General features: G+C 43.8%; 19 protein-coding genes. 12 read left to right on the top strand and 7 right to left on the bottom strand.

The window, feature by feature from the left end:
• Entirely contained in the window at window positions 1–1197 is a 1197-nt protein-coding gene (gene pstC / locus AB5217_RS13685; RefSeq protein ID WP_118032911.1) for a phosphate ABC transporter permease subunit PstC, read from the bottom strand.
• 177 nt (window positions 1198–1374) lie between these two features.
• Between pstC and AB5217_RS13680 the strand changes: the two genes are divergently transcribed.
• The 4 genes from AB5217_RS13680 to AB5217_RS13665 all read left to right on the top strand — a co-directional run bounded on the left by AB5217_RS13680 (window position 1375) and on the right by AB5217_RS13665 (window position 6204).
• On the top strand, window positions 1375–2187 hold the full coding sequence (locus AB5217_RS13680) for a PstS family phosphate ABC transporter substrate-binding protein (protein WP_004310267.1): 813 nt from the start codon (window positions 1375–1377) through the stop codon (window positions 2185–2187).
• 48 nt (window positions 2188–2235) lie between these two features.
• Window positions 2236–3975 (top strand): glutamine--tRNA ligase/YqeY domain fusion protein, encoded by a 1740-nt coding sequence (locus tag AB5217_RS13675; RefSeq protein WP_004327222.1) that lies wholly within the window; start codon window positions 2236–2238, stop codon window positions 3973–3975.
• 102 nt (window positions 3976–4077) lie between these two features.
• Complete coding sequence (locus tag AB5217_RS13670) at window positions 4078–5529, top strand: tetratricopeptide repeat protein (protein ID WP_195647504.1); 1452 nt, start codon at window positions 4078–4080, stop codon at window positions 5527–5529.
• A 30-nt stretch (window positions 5530–5559) separates the two neighbouring features.
• A complete protein-coding gene (locus AB5217_RS13665; RefSeq protein ID WP_004296652.1) occupies window positions 5560–6204 on the top strand; it encodes a DedA family protein in 645 nt (214 codons plus the stop codon).
• Between the two features lie 169 nt (window positions 6205–6373).
• On the opposite strand, the gene AB5217_RS13660 is transcribed toward AB5217_RS13665, so the two are convergent.
• Together AB5217_RS13660 and tpx are read right to left on the bottom strand one after the other, a co-directional pair.
• A complete protein-coding gene (locus AB5217_RS13660) occupies window positions 6374–7258 on the bottom strand; it encodes a DUF3078 domain-containing protein (protein ID WP_004296651.1) in 885 nt (294 codons plus the stop codon).
• 198 nt (window positions 7259–7456) lie between these two features.
• Window positions 7457–7957, bottom strand: coding sequence for a thiol peroxidase (gene tpx / locus AB5217_RS13655; RefSeq protein ID WP_004296650.1), 501 nt, complete (start codon window positions 7955–7957; stop codon window positions 7457–7459).
• A 137-nt stretch (window positions 7958–8094) separates the two neighbouring features.
• Here tpx and AB5217_RS13650 point away from each other — a divergent pair, with 137 nt between their 5' ends.
• From AB5217_RS13650 to AB5217_RS13635, 4 genes are all read left to right on the top strand, one after another.
• Complete coding sequence (locus AB5217_RS13650; RefSeq protein WP_004296649.1) at window positions 8095–8658, top strand: HdeD family acid-resistance protein; 564 nt, start codon at window positions 8095–8097, stop codon at window positions 8656–8658.
• Between the two features lie 83 nt (window positions 8659–8741).
• Window positions 8742–9221, top strand: a complete 480-nt coding sequence (locus tag AB5217_RS13645) for a DUF4494 domain-containing protein (protein WP_004296648.1) — start codon at window positions 8742–8744, stop codon at window positions 9219–9221.
• A gap of 6 nt (window positions 9222–9227) precedes the next feature.
• Complete coding sequence (locus AB5217_RS13640; protein WP_004296647.1) at window positions 9228–9896, top strand: YggS family pyridoxal phosphate-dependent enzyme; 669 nt, start codon at window positions 9228–9230, stop codon at window positions 9894–9896.
• A 23-nt stretch (window positions 9897–9919) separates the two neighbouring features.
• Window positions 9920–10897, top strand: a complete 978-nt coding sequence (locus AB5217_RS13635) for a dihydroorotate dehydrogenase-like protein (RefSeq protein WP_004296646.1) — start codon at window positions 9920–9922, stop codon at window positions 10895–10897.
• A 120-nt stretch (window positions 10898–11017) separates the two neighbouring features.
• On the opposite strand, the gene AB5217_RS13630 is transcribed toward AB5217_RS13635, so the two are convergent.
• Window positions 11018–12343: a PhoH family protein gene (locus AB5217_RS13630; RefSeq protein ID WP_004296645.1), complete on the bottom strand. Its 1326-nt coding sequence runs from the start codon at window positions 12341–12343 to the stop codon at window positions 11018–11020.
• Window positions 12344–12474: 131 nt separating this feature from the next.
• Here AB5217_RS13630 and AB5217_RS13625 point away from each other — a divergent pair, with 131 nt between their 5' ends.
• Window positions 12475–13965: a bifunctional folylpolyglutamate synthase/dihydrofolate synthase gene (locus tag AB5217_RS13625; RefSeq protein ID WP_004303885.1), complete on the top strand. Its 1491-nt coding sequence runs from the start codon at window positions 12475–12477 to the stop codon at window positions 13963–13965.
• Here AB5217_RS13625 and AB5217_RS13620 read toward each other — a convergent pair.
• Window positions 13933–14307, bottom strand: a complete 375-nt coding sequence (locus AB5217_RS13620) for a RidA family protein (protein ID WP_004303886.1) — start codon at window positions 14305–14307, stop codon at window positions 13933–13935. The genes AB5217_RS13625 and AB5217_RS13620 overlap by 33 nt on opposite strands.
• Before the next feature lie 95 nt (window positions 14308–14402).
• On the opposite strand from AB5217_RS13620, the gene AB5217_RS13615 reads away from it, so the two are divergent.
• Genes AB5217_RS13615 through AB5217_RS13605 form a run of 3 tightly spaced genes read left to right on the top strand, consistent with a single transcriptional unit; the run spans window position 14403 to window position 20011 of the window.
• Window positions 14403–16019 carry a formylglycine-generating enzyme family protein gene (locus AB5217_RS13615; RefSeq protein WP_004321203.1) on the top strand — a complete coding sequence of 539 codons (1617 nt, stop codon included), beginning with the start codon at window positions 14403–14405 and terminating at the stop codon, window positions 16017–16019.
• A 21-nt stretch (window positions 16020–16040) separates the two neighbouring features.
• Entirely contained in the window at window positions 16041–16709 is a 669-nt protein-coding gene (locus AB5217_RS13610) for a hypothetical protein (RefSeq protein ID WP_061448578.1), read from the top strand.
• A 20-nt stretch (window positions 16710–16729) separates the two neighbouring features.
• Window positions 16730–20011, top strand: a complete 3282-nt coding sequence (locus AB5217_RS13605) for a CHAT domain-containing protein (RefSeq protein WP_175353563.1) — start codon at window positions 16730–16732, stop codon at window positions 20009–20011.
• Here AB5217_RS13605 and AB5217_RS13600 read toward each other — a convergent pair.
• Together AB5217_RS13600 and AB5217_RS13595 are read right to left on the bottom strand one after the other, a co-directional pair.
• Window positions 19986–20279: a RyR domain-containing protein gene (locus tag AB5217_RS13600; RefSeq protein WP_004303891.1), complete on the bottom strand. Its 294-nt coding sequence runs from the start codon at window positions 20277–20279 to the stop codon at window positions 19986–19988. The two genes, AB5217_RS13605 and AB5217_RS13600, sit on opposite strands and share 26 nt — an antisense overlap.
• 22 nt (window positions 20280–20301) lie before the next feature.
• A complete protein-coding gene (locus tag AB5217_RS13595) occupies window positions 20302–21369 on the bottom strand; it encodes a RyR domain-containing protein (RefSeq protein WP_138343475.1) in 1068 nt (355 codons plus the stop codon).
• Between the last annotated feature and the right edge of the window lie 2 nt (window positions 21370–21371).

The raw sequence follows: 21371 nt of genomic DNA, 5'->3' as shown, positions 1-21371 counted from the left end.
TTATTTACTACGTTTTAATCCTTTAGAAGAAATATATTCCACACTAAAGTTGATAATCAATGTAATGAAGAACAGTACGACACCCAACAGGAACAATGCCTGATAGTGCGGACCACCTGCAGGAGCCTCTCCCAGTTCGGCGGCAATCGTAGCCGGAATGGTACGTAAAGGCTCAAGAATAGTTGTCGGAATCACAGCCGCATTACCGGTCACCATCAATACCGCCATCGTCTCTCCGATAGCACGTCCGATGCCAAGTACCACGCCGGATGTAATACCCGAAATAGAATAAGGAATTACGACCTTATATATAGTCTGCCATTGAGAAGCCCCCAACGCCAGACTCGCTTCCCGCATTGCACGCGGACAGTTACGCATCGCATCTTCCGTCACCGTTATGATGGTAGGCAATGCCATAATGGCCAGTACGATACTCCCTGCCAGGCCGCTCTCTCCCACCGGAAGATTAAACAACTTCTGAATCAACGGAACGATGACAATCAACCCGAAAAAGCCATAGACCACGGAAGGAATACCGCTCAACAGTTCGATAATCGGTTTCAGCCAGTTCCGCACTTTCGGGTTTGCCACTTCAGACATATAGATAGAAACCGAAAGCCCGAACGGCAAAGCAAAAAGAATGGCGAACAGACTCACCCACAACGTACCGGTAATCAACGGCAGGAAGCCGAATTGAGCTGCCGGAGTGGCCGTAGGAAACCATTCGGCACCCGCAAATACATCTTTCACGGAAATGGTGTTATCCTCTATGAAATGCACCGCGTCCGGATGAACAATAAACTTCTGCGGAACAAAAGCTACGATACCCGGTGTTTTCTCTACCAGTTCCGTAATCTTGTCGCCTGCATATTCATAAGCAGGTCCCAGCTCCTCCTCCGTATAATACTGCGTTATATCCTCCAAACGAAAAACCCGGATAGGGAGATCTTCCCCACCGAGTTCCTTCCAGTTTGTGATCTCCTCATCAAAAACATTTTTTATCTGTGCAGGGCTCAACACACTAACTTTGTTGCTCTTATTCAGCGCCAACACATATCCCTCTTCAATCACCTTACTCTTGAACAGCCCGAAAGCTTCCGTGAAAAGGAAGAGTACAATCAGCAGAATAGTAATACTTGTCACGAAACCGCTACAAGTCAACATTCCTTCTATAATCCTTTCAAATACCTTTTTCATACCTACTATGATTTCTGATGCAAAGAAAGCGTCTCTTTATTAAGGAGGTGTGACTAACGTTTGAAGGAAATGTTTCAATCATGTTACGTTTGTGTTACAAGTATCATTTCCATTCCGGATGAAATGGAAATGTAATATCCGATTGCTTAATTTGCAAAGTCAATAAAAAGAAGAAATATGAAAGTGAGAAGAAACTTATTAATCGCCCTTTCCTTACTCTCGCTCGGTGCCAACGCACAACGTATAAAAGGTAGCGACACGGTACTGCCTGTCGCACAACAGACAGCAGAGCGGTTTATGAACCAGCATCCGGATGCCCGTGTCACTGTAACCGGTGGCGGAACCGGTGTGGGTATCTCCGCTTTAATGGATAATACAACGGACATTGCAATGGCTTCCCGCCCGATCAAGTTCAGCGAGAAGATGAAAATTAAAGCGGCGGGAGAAGAAGTAAACGAAGTGATTGTTGCCTACGACGCCCTCGCCGTGGTGGTACATCCCTCTAATCCGGTGAAACAGCTGACCCGCCAACAACTGGAGGATATTTTCCGGGGGAAGATAACCAACTGGAAACAGGTAGGCGGAGACAACCGAAAAATAGTAGTCTACTCGCGTGAAACATCGTCCGGTACTTACGAATTTTTCAAAGAGAGCGTACTGAAAAATAAAAACTACATGGCAAGCAGCCTTTCCATGCCGGCAACAGGTGCTATTATCCAGTCTGTCAGCCAGACCAAAGGAGCTATCGGATATGTAGGACTGGCCTACGTGTCTCCCCGTGTCAAAACGCTTTCCGTGTCTTATGACGGAAGCCACTACGCCACCCCTACGGTAGAGAATGCCACCAACAAAACCTACCCTATCGTCCGGCCGCTTTACTACTATTACAATGTAAAAAATAAGGAACAAGTTAGCCCCCTGATTCAGTTTATTCTTTCATCCGACGGACAGGACATTATAAAAAAGAGCGGTTATATTCCGGTTAAATAAAAAAAATGTCCTACTTTTGTAACCTAAATACAGATAACATTAACCGTTATGACAGATATTAAAAACGAAGAAGCAGGCGAAAAGAAAAGCTTGAACTTTATTGAACAGGCAGTAGAGAAAGACTTGAAAGAAGGTAAAAATGGTGGAAAAGTGCAGACGCGTTTCCCGCCCGAGCCCAACGGCTATCTTCACATCGGCCATGCCAAAGCTATTTGCCTTGATTTCGGCATCGCAGAAAAACACGGCGGTGTATGTAACCTTCGTTTCGACGACACAAACCCTACCAAGGAAGATGTGGAATATGTAGAAGCTATCAAAGAAGATATCCAATGGCTAGGCTACCAGTGGGGAAATGAATATTATGCTTCCGACTATTTCCAGCAATTATGGGATTTCGCTATCCGCCTGATCCAGGAGGGAAAAGCATATATCGACGAACAGAGTTCCGAACTGATTGCACAGCAGAAAGGTACTCCTACCCAAGCGGGTGTGGAGAGTCCTTACCGGAACCGTCCTATCGAAGAGAGCCTCGAACTTTTTAAGAAAATGAATAGCGGCGAGATCGAAGAAGGCGCTATGGTGCTCCGTGCCAAGATTGACATGGCTAATCCGAATATGCACTTCCGCGATCCGATTATTTACCGTGTAGTGAAACACCCGCACCACCGTACGGGCACTACCTGGAAAGCTTATCCGATGTATGACTTCGCCCACGGACAGAGTGACTTCTTCGAAGGAGTGACTCATTCTCTGTGCACACTTGAATTTGTGGTACACCGTCCGCTTTACGACCTCTTCATTGATTGGTTGAAAGAAGGAAAAGACCTGAACGACAACCGTCCCCGTCAGACTGAATTCAACAAACTGAATCTAAGTTACACCCTGATGAGCAAACGTAACCTGCTCACACTGGTGAAAGAAGGATTGGTAAACGGATGGGACGACCCTCGTATGCCGACTATCTGCGGTTTCCGCCGTCGCGGTTATTCACCGGAGTCCATTCATAAGTTTATCGATAAAATCGGATATACCACTTACGATGCCCTGAACGACATCGCCCTGTTGGAAAGCTCTGTCCGGGATGATTTGAACAGCCGTGCTACCCGTATATCTGCAGTAATCAACCCGGTTAAACTGATTATCACCAACTATCCGGAAGGACAGGTTGAAGAACTGGAAGCAATCAACAATCCGGAAGATCCGGAAGCAGGAAGTCACTTGATCGAGTTCAGCCGCGAATTGTGGATGGAGCGCGAAGACTTCATGGAAGACGCTCCCAAGAAATATTTCCGCATGACACCGGGACAAGAAGTACGTCTCAAAAATGCTTATATCGTGAAATGTACCGGTTGCAAGAAAGACGAAAACGGTGTAATCACAGAAGTATATTGCGAATATGACGCAAATACCCGCAGTGGCATGCCGGATGCGAACCGCAAGGTGAAAGGTACGCTCCACTGGGTAAGCTGCAACCACTGCCTGCAAGCAGAAGTACGTTTGTACGACCGTCTGTGGAAAGTGGAAAATCCACGTGACGAACTGGCCGCCATCCGCGAAGCAAAAAAATGCGAAGCACTGGAAGCCATGAAAGAAATCATTAATCCGGATTCATTGAAAGTTCTGCCCAACTGCTACATAGAGAAGTTCGCAGCTACCCTGCCTCCACTCTCCTATCTGCAGTTCCAACGGATCGGTTACTTTAATATCGACAAAGAATCAACCCCGGATAAACTAATCTTCAACCGTACAGTAGGGTTGAAAGACACATGGGGTAAGATTAATAAATAACTAAGCTTTCAAGCTTAACTTTACAATGGGGCTGTGTCAAAAGGATCATCATCTGAACTTTTGCAACAGCCCCATCTTAGCAATTAAAAATCTAAAAGTAAAATGGGTAGAAAAAATTCGCCATCAGCAAAAAAGGAACTAGTCACACTAATCACAAACTACGAAGAAGCAAAAGCAGAAAACCGACAACTTTATCTGGATGCTGACCAATTGGCCGACATCGCCGACTGGTATGCCTCCGAGCGAAAATTTGAAGAAGCACAAGAAGTAATCACTTATGGACTTAAAATACATCCGGGAAACACAGATTTGCTTATAGAACAAGCATATCTTTACCTGGATACCCAAAAGCTGCAAAAAGCAAAAAAAGTAGCGGATTCGATTACCGAAGAATTTGATTCCGAAGTGAAACTGCTGAAAGCCGAACTATTGCTGAATGGAGGAAAACTGGAGGAAGCTCAATGGCTGTTAAGCACAATAGCGGATGCCGACGAGCTGGAAACAATCATTGATGTTGTATTTCTCTATCTGGACATGGGATACCCGGACGCAGCCAAAGAATGGCTCGACAGAGGTAAATCCCGTTATGCCGAAGATGAAGAATACATGGCTCTCACAGCCGATTATCTGGCATCGACCCATCAGGTAGAATCAGCCATCATCTATTACAATAAACTCATTGACAAATCTCCATTCAACCCTTCCTACTGGATGGGACTGGTGAAATGTTACTTTGTCCAGGAACAAATAGACAAAGCCATCGAAGCCTGTGATTTCGCATTGGCAGCCGACGATCAGTACGGGGAAGCTTATGCCTACAAGGCACATTGTTTCTTCTATCTGAACAATTCGGATGATGCCATCGAGAATTACCAAAAGGCGATTGAGCTCAAAGCCATTCCCCCCGAACTGGGTTACATGTTTATGGGAATATCCTACGGTAATAAAGAAGAATGGCAAAAAGCCGATGACTATTACGACAAAGTGATCGAACGTTTTGAAGAAGACGGAGACAAGCAGTCTATTTTATTGATAGACACCTATACCAGCAAAGCATTCGCCCTCTCTCACCTGGAAAGGTATAAAGAGGCGCATGAGTTATGCGAGAAAGCCAAAGAGATAAACCCGAACGAGGGATTGATTTATCTGACAGAAGGAAAACTATACCTGGCAGAGGAACTGGAAGACGAAGCTGCCATCTCTTTCGAAAAAGCGATAGAGATCAATCCGAACATAGAAATGTGGTATATGATTGCCTCTGCTTATTCGGAAAGTGACTATCTGATCGAAGCGAAAGAATACTTTGAAAAAGTGTACCAGATAAATCCGAAATACGAAGATGTGACGGAGAAATTGAGTGTTCTTTGCCTCATGCACGGTGAAATCGACAACTTCTTTAAATATAACAAGGAATGTGAACATCCACTGGAAGAAGACATGATCCTGGATCTGTTGAACAGTCCCGAACACAGAGAAGAAGACGAAAGAACTCTCAAAGAAGTGTGGGAACGCATGAAAAAAGAGAATAAGAAAAAAACAAAAGGAAAAAAATAAATCAATTTATAAATTCTATCCTCAAAAAACATGGAATCAGTAGCAGAACTTCTTAAATGGGTATTAGAAAACTTGAACTATTGGGTAGTCACTATTTTTATGGCTATCGAAAGCTCTTTTATTCCCTTCCCCTCGGAAGCCGTAGTACCCCCTGCCGCATGGAAAGCTATGGCAGACGACAGTATGAATATCTTTCTCGTTGTCCTATTTGCAACTATAGGAGCAGATATCGGTGCATTAGTTAATTATTACCTGGCACGTTGGTTGGGTCGTCCTATTATCTATAAATTCGCTAACAGCCGTTTAGGGCACATGTGCCTTATTGACGAAGAGAAAATACACCATGCAGAAGAATATTTCAGAAAGCACGGTGCAGCCTCTACTTTCTTTGGCCGTCTTATTCCGGCTGTACGCCAACTTATCAGTATTCCCGCAGGGTTAGCCGGCATGAAAATAGGTCCTTTCCTGCTTTATACAACTCTCGGCGCTGCTATATGGAACAGCATATTAGCTTTGCTCGGATACCTGATTTACCGTTTTACAGACCTCAAAACGACTAACGATGTCTATGTAATGGCCACCGAATACAGTCACGAAATCGGCTATGTCATTATAGCAGTGGTGGTAATTGTAATCGTTTTTTTGGCTTATAAAGGGCTGAAAAAAAGAAAATAAGTAGTAAAATACTCATTGCAAAGCCACAGAGGACGCAGAGAACACAAAGCAAGAACATAGAGTTACCGGGGCATCCATTATTGTAAATCGGCTATTACCCGTTAAATTCTTACTTCTTTGTGTATTCTACGTCCTCTGTGGTTTATTTTTTGTGGTAGATAAGAGCTAATTAGAAATTAAACTGAACTCCTACTCCCAATATCTCTTTAAATTGCACACGAGCACCTTTTGTACCATCCTTTTGCACGATTTTCACATCATCGTCATACATCAGGTTAGTAGTAAGTGTGGTTGAGAACCATTTATTGATAATCATATTTACTTGTACTTCCCAGTTCACATCTATATTCAGCGGCTTATGCAGATAATCGGAATATAGATCCAAACGTGAATATACCGTCATATTTTTCAAGAATTCATATTTGGCTTCTCCTTTCAAGTTAGCACCGAAGCTGGATAATAGATGTTTGCCCGGATCCACTCCATAAGCTCCTTCGTCAGAGAGACGGTCATTGAGTACAAATGTTCCGCGCCACGCAGCAGGAGACAATACAACGGTAAATATCTTACCCGGATCATACGTAAAGCCCAAACCGGTAGTCAAATAGGCAGGAGCCATAAATTCGGAGATAGCAATGTCTTTATTGACGGAGTAGTCATATCCTGGAGAAAACTGTGTCTGGAAAGTGGCGAACGCACTGGCATACCAACTTTTGGCAATAGCATAGCCATAATTCGTATTCAAATAGATTTTATCATTTGCTTTCCTGGTTCCGTCGTCACCGGTCTTATTTAATCCATAAGCCAGTTCGATACGATTATTCCACAGATGTTTTCCTTTCTTATAATTAATCTGATAAGTGCCCTGCAAGTCAAAGGCAACGGAGTTATCACCTCCGGCAGCCCAATTAGTGAGGCTCACTTGCGTTAGTTTCAGTCCGGCAAATCCTTCTTTTGTCCAGGGAGAAATTTGTGTACTATCGGCAGTTTGGGCCGACAAGGTTCCAACGCCCATACATAACAGGGCGATGAATAGAGTTTTCATTTTGTTCATGATAGTTGAGGTTTAGTGTAGAAAAAACACAACCTAACAAGAACGGAGCCTTGGCAGTTTACCAAGCCTTTTTACCAGTTCCCATTAGGTCAAAATCTTTAAGATAAGTAGCAGGCTTAAGTATTAAGTATTAGCCATATTCGTTTATTAGCTGCAACTAATAGTTAATACCTAATACTTAATACTCCATATTCTATATTACTTTACAGCAGCTAAGGCTTTGTCATAATCAGGCTCCTGGGTGATTTCAGGAACAAGTTCCGTATATGCAATTTTGCCATCTTTGCCAATCACAACTACCGCACGCGCCAAAAGTCCTGCTAACGGACCATCTGCCATACGCACTCCGTAACTTTCGTCGAAATCAGAGAAGCGGAAATCAGACAATGGAATTACATTTTCAATACCTTCTGTCGTACAGAAACGGCCGTGTGCAAAAGGAAGATCCTTAGAAATAGCCAATACTACCGTATCTTTCAATCCGGCAGCCATTTTATTAAACTTACGTACAGAAGTTGCACATACGCTGGTATCCAGACTAGGGAAAATATTTAAAATCACATTTTTACCATTTAAATCTTTCAGAGAGAAAGAAGATAAATCTGTTTTTACCAGCTCGAAGTCAGGAGCTACCTTACCTACTTGTATAAATTCACCGATCAGTTTCACCGGTTGTCCTTTGAAATTTGTTGTTGCCATAATGCATGTATATTTAAAATTTACTTTATATAGGAAACAACTATTCCCCCAAATATGTTCACGGAAAACCTTTTCTAAATTCAATTTGTTATTCCTCAACGAAATCACTCTAGTGTTCAATTTAAAATATAAAATGTATGGAAACTGTATTCAATGAGATTCAACATTCAGTAAAAAATTGGTGGACTTCTCTTCTTTTGGGAATCGTGTATATCATTGTAGCCCTTTGGCTCATGTTCTCACCCGTAAGCACCTATGTAGCTCTAAGTATCATTTTCAGTGTATCGATGCTGATAAGCGGTATTCTGGAAATCATCTTTGCTCTTAGCAACCGGAAAGGTGTCCCGAGCTGGGGATGGTATATCGTAGGAGGACTCATCGACCTCGTTCTGGGTATTTACCTGATTGCCTATCCGATGGTCAGCATGGAAGTTATCCCTTTCATCATAGCCTTCTGGCTTATGTTCCGAGGGTTCTCCTCCACCGGCTATTCCATCGACCTGAAACGTTACGGAACCCGCGACTGGGGCTGGTACATGGCTTTCGGTATTCTTGCCATCCTGTGCTCTCTTTTAATATTATGGCAACCCGCCATAGGAGCGCTCTACGCAGTGTATATGATTTCTTTTGCTTTCCTCATCATCGGACTTTTCCGTGTCATGCTTTCATTTGAATTAAAGAATCTGCATAAAAGAAAATAAAAAGCTTTCGGCACTTACTTTGGGATTTTGTTTATCTTTGTAGGCAATTTACATAAATCAATTAATTAAAAAAGAAGAAAATTATGGCAATGCATACATGGTTTGAGTGCAAGATCCGTTATGAAAAAGTAATGGAAAACGGAATGCAGAAGAAAGTAACTGAACCTTATCTTGTTGACGCACTCAGTTTTACAGAAGCAGAAGCACGGATTATTGAAGAAATGACTCCGTTTATCTCCGGAGAATTTACCGTTTCGGATATTAAACGTGCCAACTATAGCGAACTTTTCCCTAGCGACGAAGAAAGTGCCGACCGCTGGTTCAAATGCAAACTTATTTTCATCACTCTGGATGAAAAAAGCGGTGCTGAAAAAAAGACTTCCACCCAAGTACTGGTACAAGCTGCCGACTTGCGCGACGCAGTCAAGAAGCTGGATGAAGGAATGAAAGGAACCATGGCAGATTATCAGATCGGTATGGTATCCGAGACTCCGCTCATGGATGTATATCCTTACAGCGCCGAACCGAATGACAAACCGGAATTTGATCCATCAAAAGCATAAGTAACAATGAGTATTGCTGACAATTTAAAGCAAGTGCTGGCCGAACTCCCTCAAGGAGTCCGGCTGGTTGCTGTCTCAAAATTCCATCCCAATGAAGCGATAGAAGAAGCATATCAGGCGGGACAGCGTATTTTTGGAGAAAGCAAAGTGCAGGAAATGACAGCTAAATACGAAAGTTTGCCCAAAGACATTGAATGGCATTTCATCGGACACCTGCAGACGAACAAAATCAAATACATGATACCATACGTAGCGATGATTCATGGAATTGATAGTTATAAACTGCTGGCCGAAGTCAACAAACAAGCTGTCAAAGCGGGACGTACAGTGAACTGCCTGTTGCAGATTCACGTTGCGCAGGAAGAAACCAAATTTGGTTTCAGTCCCGAAGAATGTAAGGAGATGTTGAATGCCGGAGAATGGAAAGAGCTGACTCATGTACGCATCTGCGGATTAATGGGGATGGCCAGCAACACCGATTGCATTGAACAAATCAACCGGGAATTTGGTTTACTAAATAGGCTCTTTAACGAGATAAAAACAACTTGGTTCATCCACTCCGATACTTTCTGCGAGCTGTCGATGGGAATGTCACATGACTACCACGAAGCCATTGCCGCAGGAAGTACGCTGGTACGGGTAGGAAGCAAGATTTTCGGAGAACGAATTTATTAATCAGGAGTAAAAAACATATTGCTATGACCGATTTAAAAACTACTTTCGCAGGGCTTTCCCTTAGAAACCCTATCATTATCAGTAGCTCGGGGCTGACCAACAGTGCCGGCAAAAACAAAAAATTGGCCGAAGATGGTGCCGGTGCAATTGTTCTGAAATCACTGTTTGAGGAACAGATCATGCTGGAAGCAGACCAACTGAAAGATCCGGCTTTCTATCCGGAAGCCAGTGACTATCTGGAAGAATATATCCGTGAGCACAAGCTATCCGAATACCTGACTTTAATAAAAGAAAGTAAGAAGGTATGCCCCATTCCTATCATTGCCAGCATCAACTGCTACACTGATTCCGAATGGATTGACTTTGCAAAGATGATTGAAGAAGCCGGTGCCGACGCATTGGAAATCAATATCCTTGCCCTGCAATCGGAAGTGCAATATACATACGGTTCATTCGAACAACGCCACATCGATATTCTCCGCCACATTAAAAAAACAATCAAGATACCTGTAATCATGAAACTGGGTGATAACCTGACAAATCCTGTGGCATTAATCGATCAGTTGTATGCCAACGGTGCAGCAGCAGTTGTTCTCTTCAACCGTTTCTATCAGCCGGACATCAATATCGAAAAGATGGAGCATATTTCAGGCGAAATATTCAGCAATGCTTCCGACCTCGCCATTCCGCTTCGTTGGATCGGAATTGCGTCTGCAGTAGTAGACAAGATCGACTATGCAGCTTCCGGTGGTGTTGCCAATGCAGAATCAGTAGTGAAAGCTATCCTTGCCGGTGCTTCGGCTGTAGAAGTTTGTAGCGCAGTCTATCTAAATACAAATGCATTCATCGGAGAAGCCAACCGCTTCCTCTCTGCATGGATGGAACGCAAAGGGTTCAGGAATATAGCTCAATTCAAAGGCAAACTGAATATTAAGGATGTTCAGGGTGTTAATACATTCGAACGTACACAGTTCCTGAAATATTTCGGAAAGAAAGAATAAGGAAAAAGTATACTAAATCAATAAAGAAAACGGTGAACAAATTGTGCTATTTGCAACAGGATGTTCACCGTTTACTTTTTTAATCACTTATTAATTTATCTCGCTTAGCAGAGAAATCTGTTATAACAGGTTGCTTGCCAGTTCACTCAATTCACTTCGTTCACCTTTCAGCAAATTGACGTGTGCAAAGATATTCTGGTCTTTCATACGATCAATCATATATACCAAGCCATTGGACTGACTATCCAGATAAGGTTGGTCAATCTGCTGGATATCTCCCGTAAATACCATCTTCGTACCTTCGCCTGCACGGGTGATGATTGTCTTTATTTCATTCGGGGTCAGATTCTGCGCTTCGTCAATGATGCAATACATTTCGCTCAAACTACGACCACGGATAAATGCCAGAGCTTCAATCACCAGCTGCTCGCTTTTCTGCATATCTTCTATGCGCTTCACTTCGGTAGAGTTTGTAGCAAACTGACGTTTTATGACGTTCAGGTTATCAAACAACGGCTGCATATAAGGAGCTACTTTTTCCTGTGCGTCTCCCGGAAGGAAACCGATATCCTTATTGGAAAGCGCCACAACGGGACGTGCCAGCAAAATCTGTTTGTAATCCGTCAGCTTGCCCAAAGCAGCAGCCAAAGCCAGCAAAGTCTTACCTGTTCCCGCTTTTCCTGTCAGAGCCACCAGTTTGATGTTCGGGTCATTCAGAATCTCAAAAGCAAAACTCTGTTCCGCATTCCGTGGTTCGATTCCATAATTCTTACCCTTCATCACACGGATAATAGAATGGGTAAAAGGATTGTAGCGTGCCAATACACTATTCCGGTCACTCTTCAATACAAAACATTCATTGGGATGAATCAAATCCTTAAAGTCAAATTCACTCAAGTCAATGCCTTCCTTTGAAGAATAAATACGGTCGATCAATGCCGGATCTACATTTTCAAAAATCTCATTAGATTTCTCGAACACATCTACATTTACCACCTTATCCGTAATATAATCTTCGCAAAGCAGACCGATTGAACGGGCTTTCATGCGCAGATTCACATCTTTGGTCACTAAGATAGATTTCATTTTCGGATACTTGTCGGTCAAGTATTCGGTTGCCGCCAAAATCAAATGATCGGGTTTCTTTATAGGAAACGATTCCCACACTTTGGCAGCCGGCACATTACTTGTCACGACAAACAGACGTCCCAATCCTTCGCCAAGCTTCACTCCGTCGGAGAAAAGCTCGTCGCTTGTCAGCACATCCAATTCGCGCACGAACTCACGAGCATTGAAATTTATCTGCTCGTTTCCTTTTTTGAACTTATCCAGTTCTTCGAGTACAACAAGAGGGAGGTAAATATCATTTTCCTGAAAATTCTTCAAGCAATTGTAGTCGTGAAGAATAACATTTGTGTCTAGCACAAAATTTTTCTTAGTTCCCATGATTTCTTAGATTTAAATGTTGATATTTGCAATCTCATTCGCCAATCCCCCATTTATAGTCAGATTGACGGTTCTAAAGATAAACAAATTAGTGGGCAATAAAGATTGCCCGACGTTAAATATTATAAAACATGGACTATCAGAACACTTTAAAGTACTTATATGAGAGTGCGCCAATGTTTCAACAAATAGGAGGCAAAGCATATAAGCCGGGTTTAGAGACCACACACAAATTGGACGAACATTTTGGGCATCCTCATCAACAATTCAAGACGATACATATCGCCGGAACCAATGGAAAAGGATCCTGTTCACATACCATCGCAGCCGTATTGCAGTGCGCCGGTTACCGGGTAGGACTATTCACCTCCCCTCATTTAATCGACTTCCGCGAACGTATCCGTATCAACGGTGAGATGATACCGGAAGAGTATGTAGTCAATTTCGTAGAAGAGCATCGCTCTTTCTTCGAGCCGCTGCACCCTTCATTCTTCGAACTGACCACCGCTATGGCATTCCGTTATTTTGCCGACCAGAAAGTAGATGTAGCAGTTATCGAAGTAGGCATGGGCGGAAGATTGGACTGTACGAATATCATCCATCCGGATTTGTGTGTTATCACCAACATAGGCCTCGACCACACCCAATATCTGGGTGACACGCTGACGAAGATTGCCAAAGAGAAAGCCGGAATTATCAAAGAAGGAGTTCCGGTCGTTATCGGCAGAGCCCAAGGGGCAGTGAAACGTGTATTTACCATGAAAGCTAAAGAAAAGAATGCGCCTATCGAATATGCCCGTGAAAATGCCCGGTACTGGGACATGGAAATAGTTCCTTATTCGAAATTGCAAGAAATAAGACCGATGATGGACAACACAATTCAGAGCATGCACGAAATGATCGAAGCAATGGACGAACAATCAGAAGAAGAGGCAAACCAGATGCGGCAAGCATTACTCATGTTAGACCTGTCAGACAGTCTACGTACGCTAGACCAGATACTCGACAAAAGAAAAGATGCTATCAAAATCCACAATGAGATGTTTCCTTTCGGACTTTTCACAGAGTTGAGCGGAGCTTACCAATTCGAAAATATGTTTACCATCCTAAAAGCCCTTGCGACACTGACCCGTCTGAACTACAACATCAGATCCCAGGACTATCGCGCAGGTCTTGCAAACGTATGTCAGCTCACCGGTCTGATGGGGCGTTGGCAGAAAGTACACAGCTATCCGGATATTATCTGTGACACGGGACATAATGTTGATGGAATCGAATATATCCATGTACAGCTCAATGCCATTCACAAAACCTTCGATCAGGAGATCCATATTGTATTCGGCATGGTCAATGACAAAGACATCCGGGGGGTTCTGCGAGCATTGCCGAAATATGCCACCTATTATTTTACCAAAGCAAGCGTTAAACGCGCGCTTCCGGAAAATGAACTACTGGCATTGGCAGAAGAAGCCGGATTGAAAGGTACCACCTACCCCACTGTTGTAGAAGCTGTACAGGCGGCAAAAAAGAACTGCCCCCCCAAAGATCTGATCTTTGTAGGAGGCAGCAGTTTCATTGTCGCAGATTTGTTAGCGAACCGCGATACACTCAATCTCTACTAACGCATCCTTTGGCAGAGCTTTTACGGCAACCGCCGAACGTGCCGGAAAGGCTCCGTCAAAATACGTGGCATACACACCGTTCATCCCTGCAAACAGGGACATATCCTGAAGAAAGACAGTGGTTTTGGCAATGTTTCCCATTGTCAATCCTGCTTCTTCAAGAATGTGTTTGATATTCTCCAACGACTGGCGAGCCTGTCCTTCTATCCCTTCAGCCATCTGTCCCGTAGCGGCATCAATAGGCAACTGACCGGACACAAATACCATACCATTGGCTTCTATCGCCTGACTATAAGGGCCGATAGCCCCCGGAGCTTTCTCACTGCAAATTACTTTTTTCATATATATTTCTTTTTTCTGTTTACCGAATTTCAAAGATAAAAATAAATTTCGAGTAAGATTGACAAATCTGTTTCTTTTTATTATCTTAGCAGCTGATGAGCAAGCATAATTACGACATATTCATAAGTTACCGTAAAAGATGTTCGGGCGACAAGCCTGAAATGCTGCAACTGATGCTGGAAGAATCCGGATTCCGCAAAAGGGTGAGCTTTGATAAAGACAATTTAAACGGTCGGTTTGATGTTGAGTTGATTCGCCGTATTGATGAGTGCAAAGACTTCATTATGTTTATGGTGCCGGAGACGTTTACAACGATCCGCCCGCTCAATGAAGAAGCGGTCGAGACAGGCGAAAAAGCAACATGGGACATGGAAGAAGTGGCTTTCTACGAACGGATGGCATCCTTGACCTATGAAGAGTTTGAAACGGAAATTAAGCAGATCAGCCATACCGGAGAAATCGATTTTGTCCGGATAGAATTAGGCCGTGCGTTACACCGCCGGAGTAGAAACCCCAAACAGATAAATATCATTCCGATTGCTCCGCAGGAAAGTGAAAGCTATGATTTCGCCACCCTGCAACTACCACCGGACATTAGCGGATTAAAAGATTTTCAAGCTGTATTTTACAGTAACTCACGAGTAGCCCGATTCAAAGATATAAAGGGTGACCTCCTGAAACAAATGTTATCAAAACCTTCTTATGTATCTGCCAAATGGCTTGTGATGACTTTCATTGCTCTATCATTAATAGTAGCAGGAAGCAAAACTTATACTTCCATCCAAAGAACGGCAGAACAAAAACTGGAATTCAAGGATTGCCGCACTTATGACGATTATAGTAGTTTCATAAAGAAACACCCGGACAGTTCTTTGAAATCTACATGCGACTCCATCCTGCATGAATTCAATGCACTCCGGAATGACGGACGCGCTTCCGTAAACAACACCGGAAACAGGGATATAAAAGACAGAGAGAAAGAATGGGTAGACGTAAAATGGAATCCCACAATCACACTGCCCCAGCTCCGCTCCCTGGTGGACATGATGAATAATATGCTGCTGATTCCGGCCAAAAACAAAGAATTCATCATGGGGAAAACTATGGGAAAAGGATATGACTCACCGCAGCACACCGTTGTATTAAGTTCCGATTATTATATGTGTAAATACGAAGTAACACGTTCGTTGTGGTATGCCATTATGAATGACTCCATTGTTACGGAAGAAGGCATGCTGCCTATGACACATATAACGTGGAATGATGCAGAGGCCTTCACCAAGAAACTGAACAAGCTCACAGGTTTACCTTTTTCCCTCCCTACGGAGGCGCAATGGGAGTATGCAGCCGCCGGAGGCGAAAGCTATCCTTATGCCGGTTCAGACAACATTCGTGATGTAGCCTACTATGCCTCCAATGCCAATGAACGCCTGCATCCCGTTGGCGAGAAACGCGAAAACGGATTCGATTTATACGACATGTCAGGCAACGCCGCCGAATGGTGTACAGACTGGATGAGCCGGTATGAAAATACACGGGTCACAGATCCCCAAGGTCCGGCAGAGAATCCCGGACACCATAAAAAGATAGTGAGAGGAGGCAGCTACCTGGCCAACGAACGTGATATGGACATTCGCCATCGTAGCGTACAGACTTACGATACATCAGAACCACATATCGGATTTCGTGTGGTACTTAATCCTATTCAATAACACTATGAATGCAGAATAAAAATGAGCAGGAAAACTATTTTCAGAGTATTCATCCTCCTGTTTTTTTCCATCGGAGGGCAAATGAGTGCCAATGCACAGACAACGACACCCTTTGAAACGGTGTTCGACGCCTGTAAGAAAGCATGTGAAGCATTGGACGGCGGCTTTGCCAGTGGCGAACAACTGCTGGCAGTAAGCAAAACGCTGCGTGATGCAGCCCCTATCCCATTAACCGTCAAACAAACCAAGGGCGATGTCTTGAGCCTGAAAGGACATCTGGTATTTGACTACGAATTCATTCAAGCCTGCGTTGATAATGAAACAATCTATGAAATTGCGGACAAGTATGCAGCAGAAGCGAGGACGAGAGGCGATAAGGACTCCGCCAACAAAGTAAGATTAGATACCAAAATGGTGGCTGCCGGTCAGACCTGTACTTTCGAGATTCCGAGCTGTTCGGGAACCTCGCAGATAGGCTGTGTGGCAGAGGTGAATCGCTCTTTCAGTTGGAAAATAAAGACAATCGGTTATCAATCGAAAAGTGAACGGGAATACAAATGTAATGACAGCGTCCGGAAAGGTCTTCCCTTCCGAAAAGAAAAGGTTAGCTCGGATGAACGATATAAAATCATCGTCTCGATCACCAATAAAAGCAAGAGAGACGGGAGCTTTGCCTTGATCTTATTTTAATCCACTAAAATCTCTATTATATGCGACAATTCATTCTATCTCTATTAGCCTGTCTATGTCTGACAGCCTACTCACAGACTACAAGCCAAGCCGACCTACTAGTTGAAGAAGCTCAAAAACTAGAAAGTAAACAAGATTACCCAACCGCCATTACCAAACTGAAACAAGCGGACGAATTATATGTCAAAACGGGAAAGACACAGAGTGCGGAACGTGCTACCTGCCTGCACATTCTCGGCCGCTGTTATCTGAATCTGGAACGTCCCGAAGGACTAACCTATACACAAATGGCAGCAGATATGCGCAAGACCATACTGGGCGAAACAAATATCAAATACATTTCCTCCCTGAACAACACAGGACTCTACTACCTGACTGTTGCAAAAGACTATCCTAAAGCAGCAGAAATTCATGGCAAGACATGGGAACTGTGCAGTCGCATTCAGCCCCGTCCTGAACAGGCATTCATGTTTCATATCAATCTCGCCCGCTGCTACATAGCTTTAGGAGAAATGGACAAAGCAAGTGCCATCGTAGAAGAGGAAATAGCCATCAGTAAAAAGATGTATGGCGAAAAGTCCCTTTCAGTTGCCCGTCAACTCCAGCAGATAGGTTCGTTGTACTACCTGTCGGGACGTAAAGATGTAGGAGTCACTTATTATGAGCAGGCCTTCAACATCTTTCCTGACGATTCAAAAGAATACGAGCAACTTCTCGATTGGATATCATCCATCTACGTGGAACTGAACAATCAGCCGAAAGTATTAGAATACATGAAATTGGTAGAAGCTCACAATAAAAAAGAATTGGAAAAGCCTTGCGACGAACCTGATTGCCTGACCGAGCGTGCCCAGTATTTTGCCAGCATAGGTGACAACGATAAGGCAAGGGCACATTTTCTGGATGCTTTAAAGAAATGCGATGTGAATACTGATAAGGAGATTGTTTTTAAAGTACGCCACAACTATGCGCAATTTCTTTCCGGAATACAAGATCACGCATCTGCCGGCGAATACTACGAACTGGCAGCAGACATCCTTCGCAACAATCCTGCCGAACAGGCTAAATTTGCATTGGAATCTTATCTGGGCGGACTCAATTATAGCATTGCCGCCAAGTATGAGGCCTCCAATCGTATGCTCAACCAGGCACTGTCGGTTTATGCACAGATGTTGCCGGACAGACTGGACAAATATGTAGACGCCTCCGTTGCATTGTGCCGTAACTACGGATTCACCAAGGAGTACGGAAAAGCCCTCGAAATACTCACAAAAGCCGAAAAACTGCTTCCGACGGGTGATAAGTCAGATAAGATGGGGGAAATTCTGCGTTCCAGAGGCAGTATCTTATACCGACAAAAACAATATGCAGAAGCAGCAGCAAACTACCAACAGGCTGCAGACATTTACAAAATTCTTCCCGGCAGTGATGTAAAATATCAGGATGCACTTAGCAGTCTGAATCGTTGCCACACCATGATGGGCAATGAGACAGCAGCCAGGCAGACAGAACAGGATGCCGAACGTCAACGAATGGCGGTTTTAAACAGGCTATTGAAAGAGAATCTTGAACAATTGGACGCTTATCGCCTGCAATGGGGAGAAGACGGTTTGATGTATGTCTCCGCATTAGGGACTATCGCTGACATCTACTATACCCAAGGACAGACCGACAAGGCATTAGCCTATATGGAACCTTTCCTCTCCGGCGAAACAACCGCGCTGCGTAATCTTTTCCGTCTCTCGAAAGCCGATGAACGCCTGGCATTCTGGAAGGATATCCGTTCCTCACTGGACAGTATTCCCCTCCGTGCAGCCAATATCGCCGCAACAGGTACACCTGAACAAAAACAACGTTTTGCCCGGTTAGGTTACGATGCATTATTGTTTTCGAAAGGTATTATGCTCAATTCGTCTATTGAACTGGAGTCTCTGATCCGCGCTTCGGGAGATAAATCCCTGCTCGGCCAATACAACAAGGCTACCCTTATGGCGGAACAAATTTTATCCATGCAAAGTGAACTCCCGAATGCAACCAATCAGACGGAAGGACGGAAAAATATCATCCGCCAGAAAGAGGAGTATGAACAGTTGCAACTGGACTTGATGCGAAAATCTACTGATTTCGGCGACTATACCCGTTATCTTTCTGTCAAATGGCAAGACGTACAAAAGCATCTACATGGAAACTCCATCGCCATAGAATTTGCTCTCATAGACGATGAACTACTAGCTCCGGACAAACACCTGGCCGCTTTCGTACTTCGTCCGGGCGACACGTCTCCCACCGCAATCAAGTTAATGAGTCAGAAATTGCTATCGAAAGAGATGCAATCGCCTACGGCTTTCACCACAACCGAAAACGGGGCACATTTCTGGAAAGCGCTGGATGAATATATCAGCAAAGCGGATACTATTTATTTTTCACCTGACGGGATACTTCATCAGTTACCTGTAGAATATCTTCCGTATGGAGCGGGTAACCTGCCGTTAGCATTCCAGAAAGCCGTCTATCGTTTATCGTCAACAAAAGAAATCGCACTCGACAAAGCTTCACTGAACTACTCATCAGCCGCACTTTTCGGAGGATTAGACTACGAAATGGCTTCAACCAAAGTTCGCAATATTGTTTCTACAGATCATAACTCCGGGAAATTCCGTAACGGACAGAATGGGTATCATGAGTTACCATATACGCTCAATGAAGTAAATAACGTAAATTCCCTATTGAAAGAAAAGAAGATTAAAACCAATCTATTCGTAGGTGAAAACGGAACGGAAAAGCAGTTCCGGGCACTCGACGGCAAAGCTGTTTCGTTGATTCACATAGCTACTCACGGAGACTATAAAGAATTGAAGCAACGTGAAGCCGATGATGCGATGAAGCATTGCTTCCTGATTATGTCCGGCGCCAATGCCACGGAAGAGAATAACGACGGACTGCTCCGTGCAGATGAAATCAGTACACTAAACCTCCGCGGTTGTCGTATGGTTGTTCTTTCTGCCTGCAACACCGGTCAAGGTACTCTTGGTGCGGATGGTCTTTTCGGTCTTCAACGAGGCTTTAAGAATGCAGGAGTACAAACCATCCTCATGACACTTTCAGCTGTTGACGACCAGGCCTCCATGCTTCTCATGACTAAATTCTATGAGAACATCATTTCAGGATTATCCGAACGACAGGCTCTTATCAAAGCACAACAGTACCTTCGTGAGAACGGATATGCAGACAGTAAATATTGGGCACCATTTATCTTGTTGGATGCAGGCAGATCGCCTATTCCTCATCCTTCGAAATCTTGAACCCTAGTTTCATAATCAGTTTCAAGGTTTCCACCGAAGAATTTCTGTCGTACACCTTTTCTTCTTCAGGTAATTCTTCATACGGAACCAGGCACGGATGCTGCTTCAACACATCATCCCGCTTTTTTCCATACGTCCAACCTTGTTCTATTCTGGTTTTCGACCAGACTTCATGAACATTCTTAGCCATCTCTTCTACCAAATATTCCAACTCCTTCGGGAGTTGGATATGTCCTGTATCCACCGGATTGGGAATATACTCTTTCATTTTATGATTCATTATTTATATATTAGCGGAACAATTTCCAATCTATCTTTTTACCACAATGACTGCAATAGATTTGGTCCATAAAAATAGACGCACCACATTCACAGACTTTGGCATCACCTTCATTCTTCAATTTTCTCATCAGCTCATTATGAAGAGCCGTATCGCCCTGTTTGATAATACTATACCCCAGCTTTTTCATCAGCTTGATCGTATCAAACGCCATACGTCGATCATATTCTTTTTCCGAATAAGGAAGCATGGAATAAGGCACCATGTCCGGAGTCTCTTTCTTCTCGTCATCCCTCTGCGGTCCATAAGTCCATCCCTCTTCCTGGCGCTGGTCGGCCCAGACTTCGTGCGCATTTTCAGCAATGGCTTCACGCAATTCAATCAAATCAGTGCTCAATTCAACATCTTCCAGATCAATAGGCCGCGGATTATAATCCAGATCAGGCACTTTCACCCTCGCAAGATACGCTTTTGCATCATTCCATGCCGCAATAAAGTGATCCTTGGGATAGGCCGTACTTTCCTCTCCTGTTGCAGGATCATAAAGCATCACTTCCTCTTCATTTACGTCAAGCACTACTGCTGCATGATAAGCAATTTCCTCCTCACTATTTCCCGGCAACCGGCAACTATTTACCACAACAATCGCATCATGTCCGGCCTTGAGGGCACGTATGACACTGTCAATACTGGAACCATAACTGCGCATCACAATCAATCCGTGTTGTTCGAGCAGGCGGCCTACACTATGCAAAGGAGTTCCCCTCTCCCTCAACCAACTGTTATTCCTGGCCTCCTCCGAGAGTTCGTCCGAATTATATTCAATCTTTCTACGTTTCAAAATAAACTGTTCACACTGGAAATCACAAAGATTACCTTCCGATTTGGCTGCCATCTGCGCCATTGGCAGGAAGTCCGTTTCTTCATCATCAGCTCCCATCATGGCATCCAACTGTTGAGACAAGATAAATTCCTCTTGCAAACTTTCATCAGTCGCCAGATATTCAAGTACCAAAGCTGTTTCTTCAGCATTCGTCTTACCTTCTTCAAAAGCAGCCAACAATTCTTCGGTTATCATAT

Source organism: Bacteroides sp. MSSM.1001136sp1_RTP21357st2_D2_RTP21359_211015, assembly GCF_040913205.1.
Lineage (GTDB): Bacteria > Bacteroidota > Bacteroidia > Bacteroidales > Bacteroidaceae > Bacteroides > Bacteroides ovatus.
This window is presented reverse-complemented; position numbering and strand designations above follow the sequence as displayed.

Coding starts and splice junctions, on each gene's coding strand:
- AB5217_RS13670 (WP_195647504.1), top strand. CDS start 4,078: ATGGGTAGAAAAAATTCGCCATCAGCAAAAAAGGAACTAGTCACACTA.
- AB5217_RS13600 (WP_004303891.1), bottom strand. CDS start 20,279: ATGAAAGAGTATATTCCCAATCCGGTGGATACAGGACATATCCAACTC.
- AB5217_RS13665 (WP_004296652.1), top strand. CDS start 5,560: ATGGAATCAGTAGCAGAACTTCTTAAATGGGTATTAGAAAACTTGAAC.
- AB5217_RS13680 (WP_004310267.1), top strand. CDS start 1,375: ATGAAAGTGAGAAGAAACTTATTAATCGCCCTTTCCTTACTCTCGCTC.
- AB5217_RS13645 (WP_004296648.1), top strand. CDS start 8,742: ATGGCAATGCATACATGGTTTGAGTGCAAGATCCGTTATGAAAAAGTA.
- pstC (WP_118032911.1), bottom strand. CDS start 1,197: ATGAAAAAGGTATTTGAAAGGATTATAGAAGGAATGTTGACTTGTAGC.
- AB5217_RS13635 (WP_004296646.1), top strand. CDS start 9,920: ATGACCGATTTAAAAACTACTTTCGCAGGGCTTTCCCTTAGAAACCCT.
- AB5217_RS13625 (WP_004303885.1), top strand. CDS start 12,475: ATGGACTATCAGAACACTTTAAAGTACTTATATGAGAGTGCGCCAATG.
- AB5217_RS13605 (WP_175353563.1), top strand. CDS start 16,730: ATGCGACAATTCATTCTATCTCTATTAGCCTGTCTATGTCTGACAGCC.
- AB5217_RS13610 (WP_061448578.1), top strand. CDS start 16,041: ATGAGCAGGAAAACTATTTTCAGAGTATTCATCCTCCTGTTTTTTTCC.
- AB5217_RS13615 (WP_004321203.1), top strand. CDS start 14,403: ATGAGCAAGCATAATTACGACATATTCATAAGTTACCGTAAAAGATGT.
- AB5217_RS13650 (WP_004296649.1), top strand. CDS start 8,095: ATGGAAACTGTATTCAATGAGATTCAACATTCAGTAAAAAATTGGTGG.
- AB5217_RS13595 (WP_138343475.1), bottom strand. CDS start 21,369: ATGATAACCGAAGAATTGTTGGCTGCTTTTGAAGAAGGTAAGACGAAT.
- AB5217_RS13620 (WP_004303886.1), bottom strand. CDS start 14,307: ATGAAAAAAGTAATTTGCAGTGAGAAAGCTCCGGGGGCTATCGGCCCT.
- AB5217_RS13630 (WP_004296645.1), bottom strand. CDS start 12,343: ATGGGAACTAAGAAAAATTTTGTGCTAGACACAAATGTTATTCTTCAC.
- tpx (WP_004296650.1), bottom strand. CDS start 7,957: ATGGCAACAACAAATTTCAAAGGACAACCGGTGAAACTGATCGGTGAA.
- AB5217_RS13660 (WP_004296651.1), bottom strand. CDS start 7,258: ATGAACAAAATGAAAACTCTATTCATCGCCCTGTTATGTATGGGCGTT.
- AB5217_RS13640 (WP_004296647.1), top strand. CDS start 9,228: ATGAGTATTGCTGACAATTTAAAGCAAGTGCTGGCCGAACTCCCTCAA.
- AB5217_RS13675 (WP_004327222.1), top strand. CDS start 2,236: ATGACAGATATTAAAAACGAAGAAGCAGGCGAAAAGAAAAGCTTGAAC.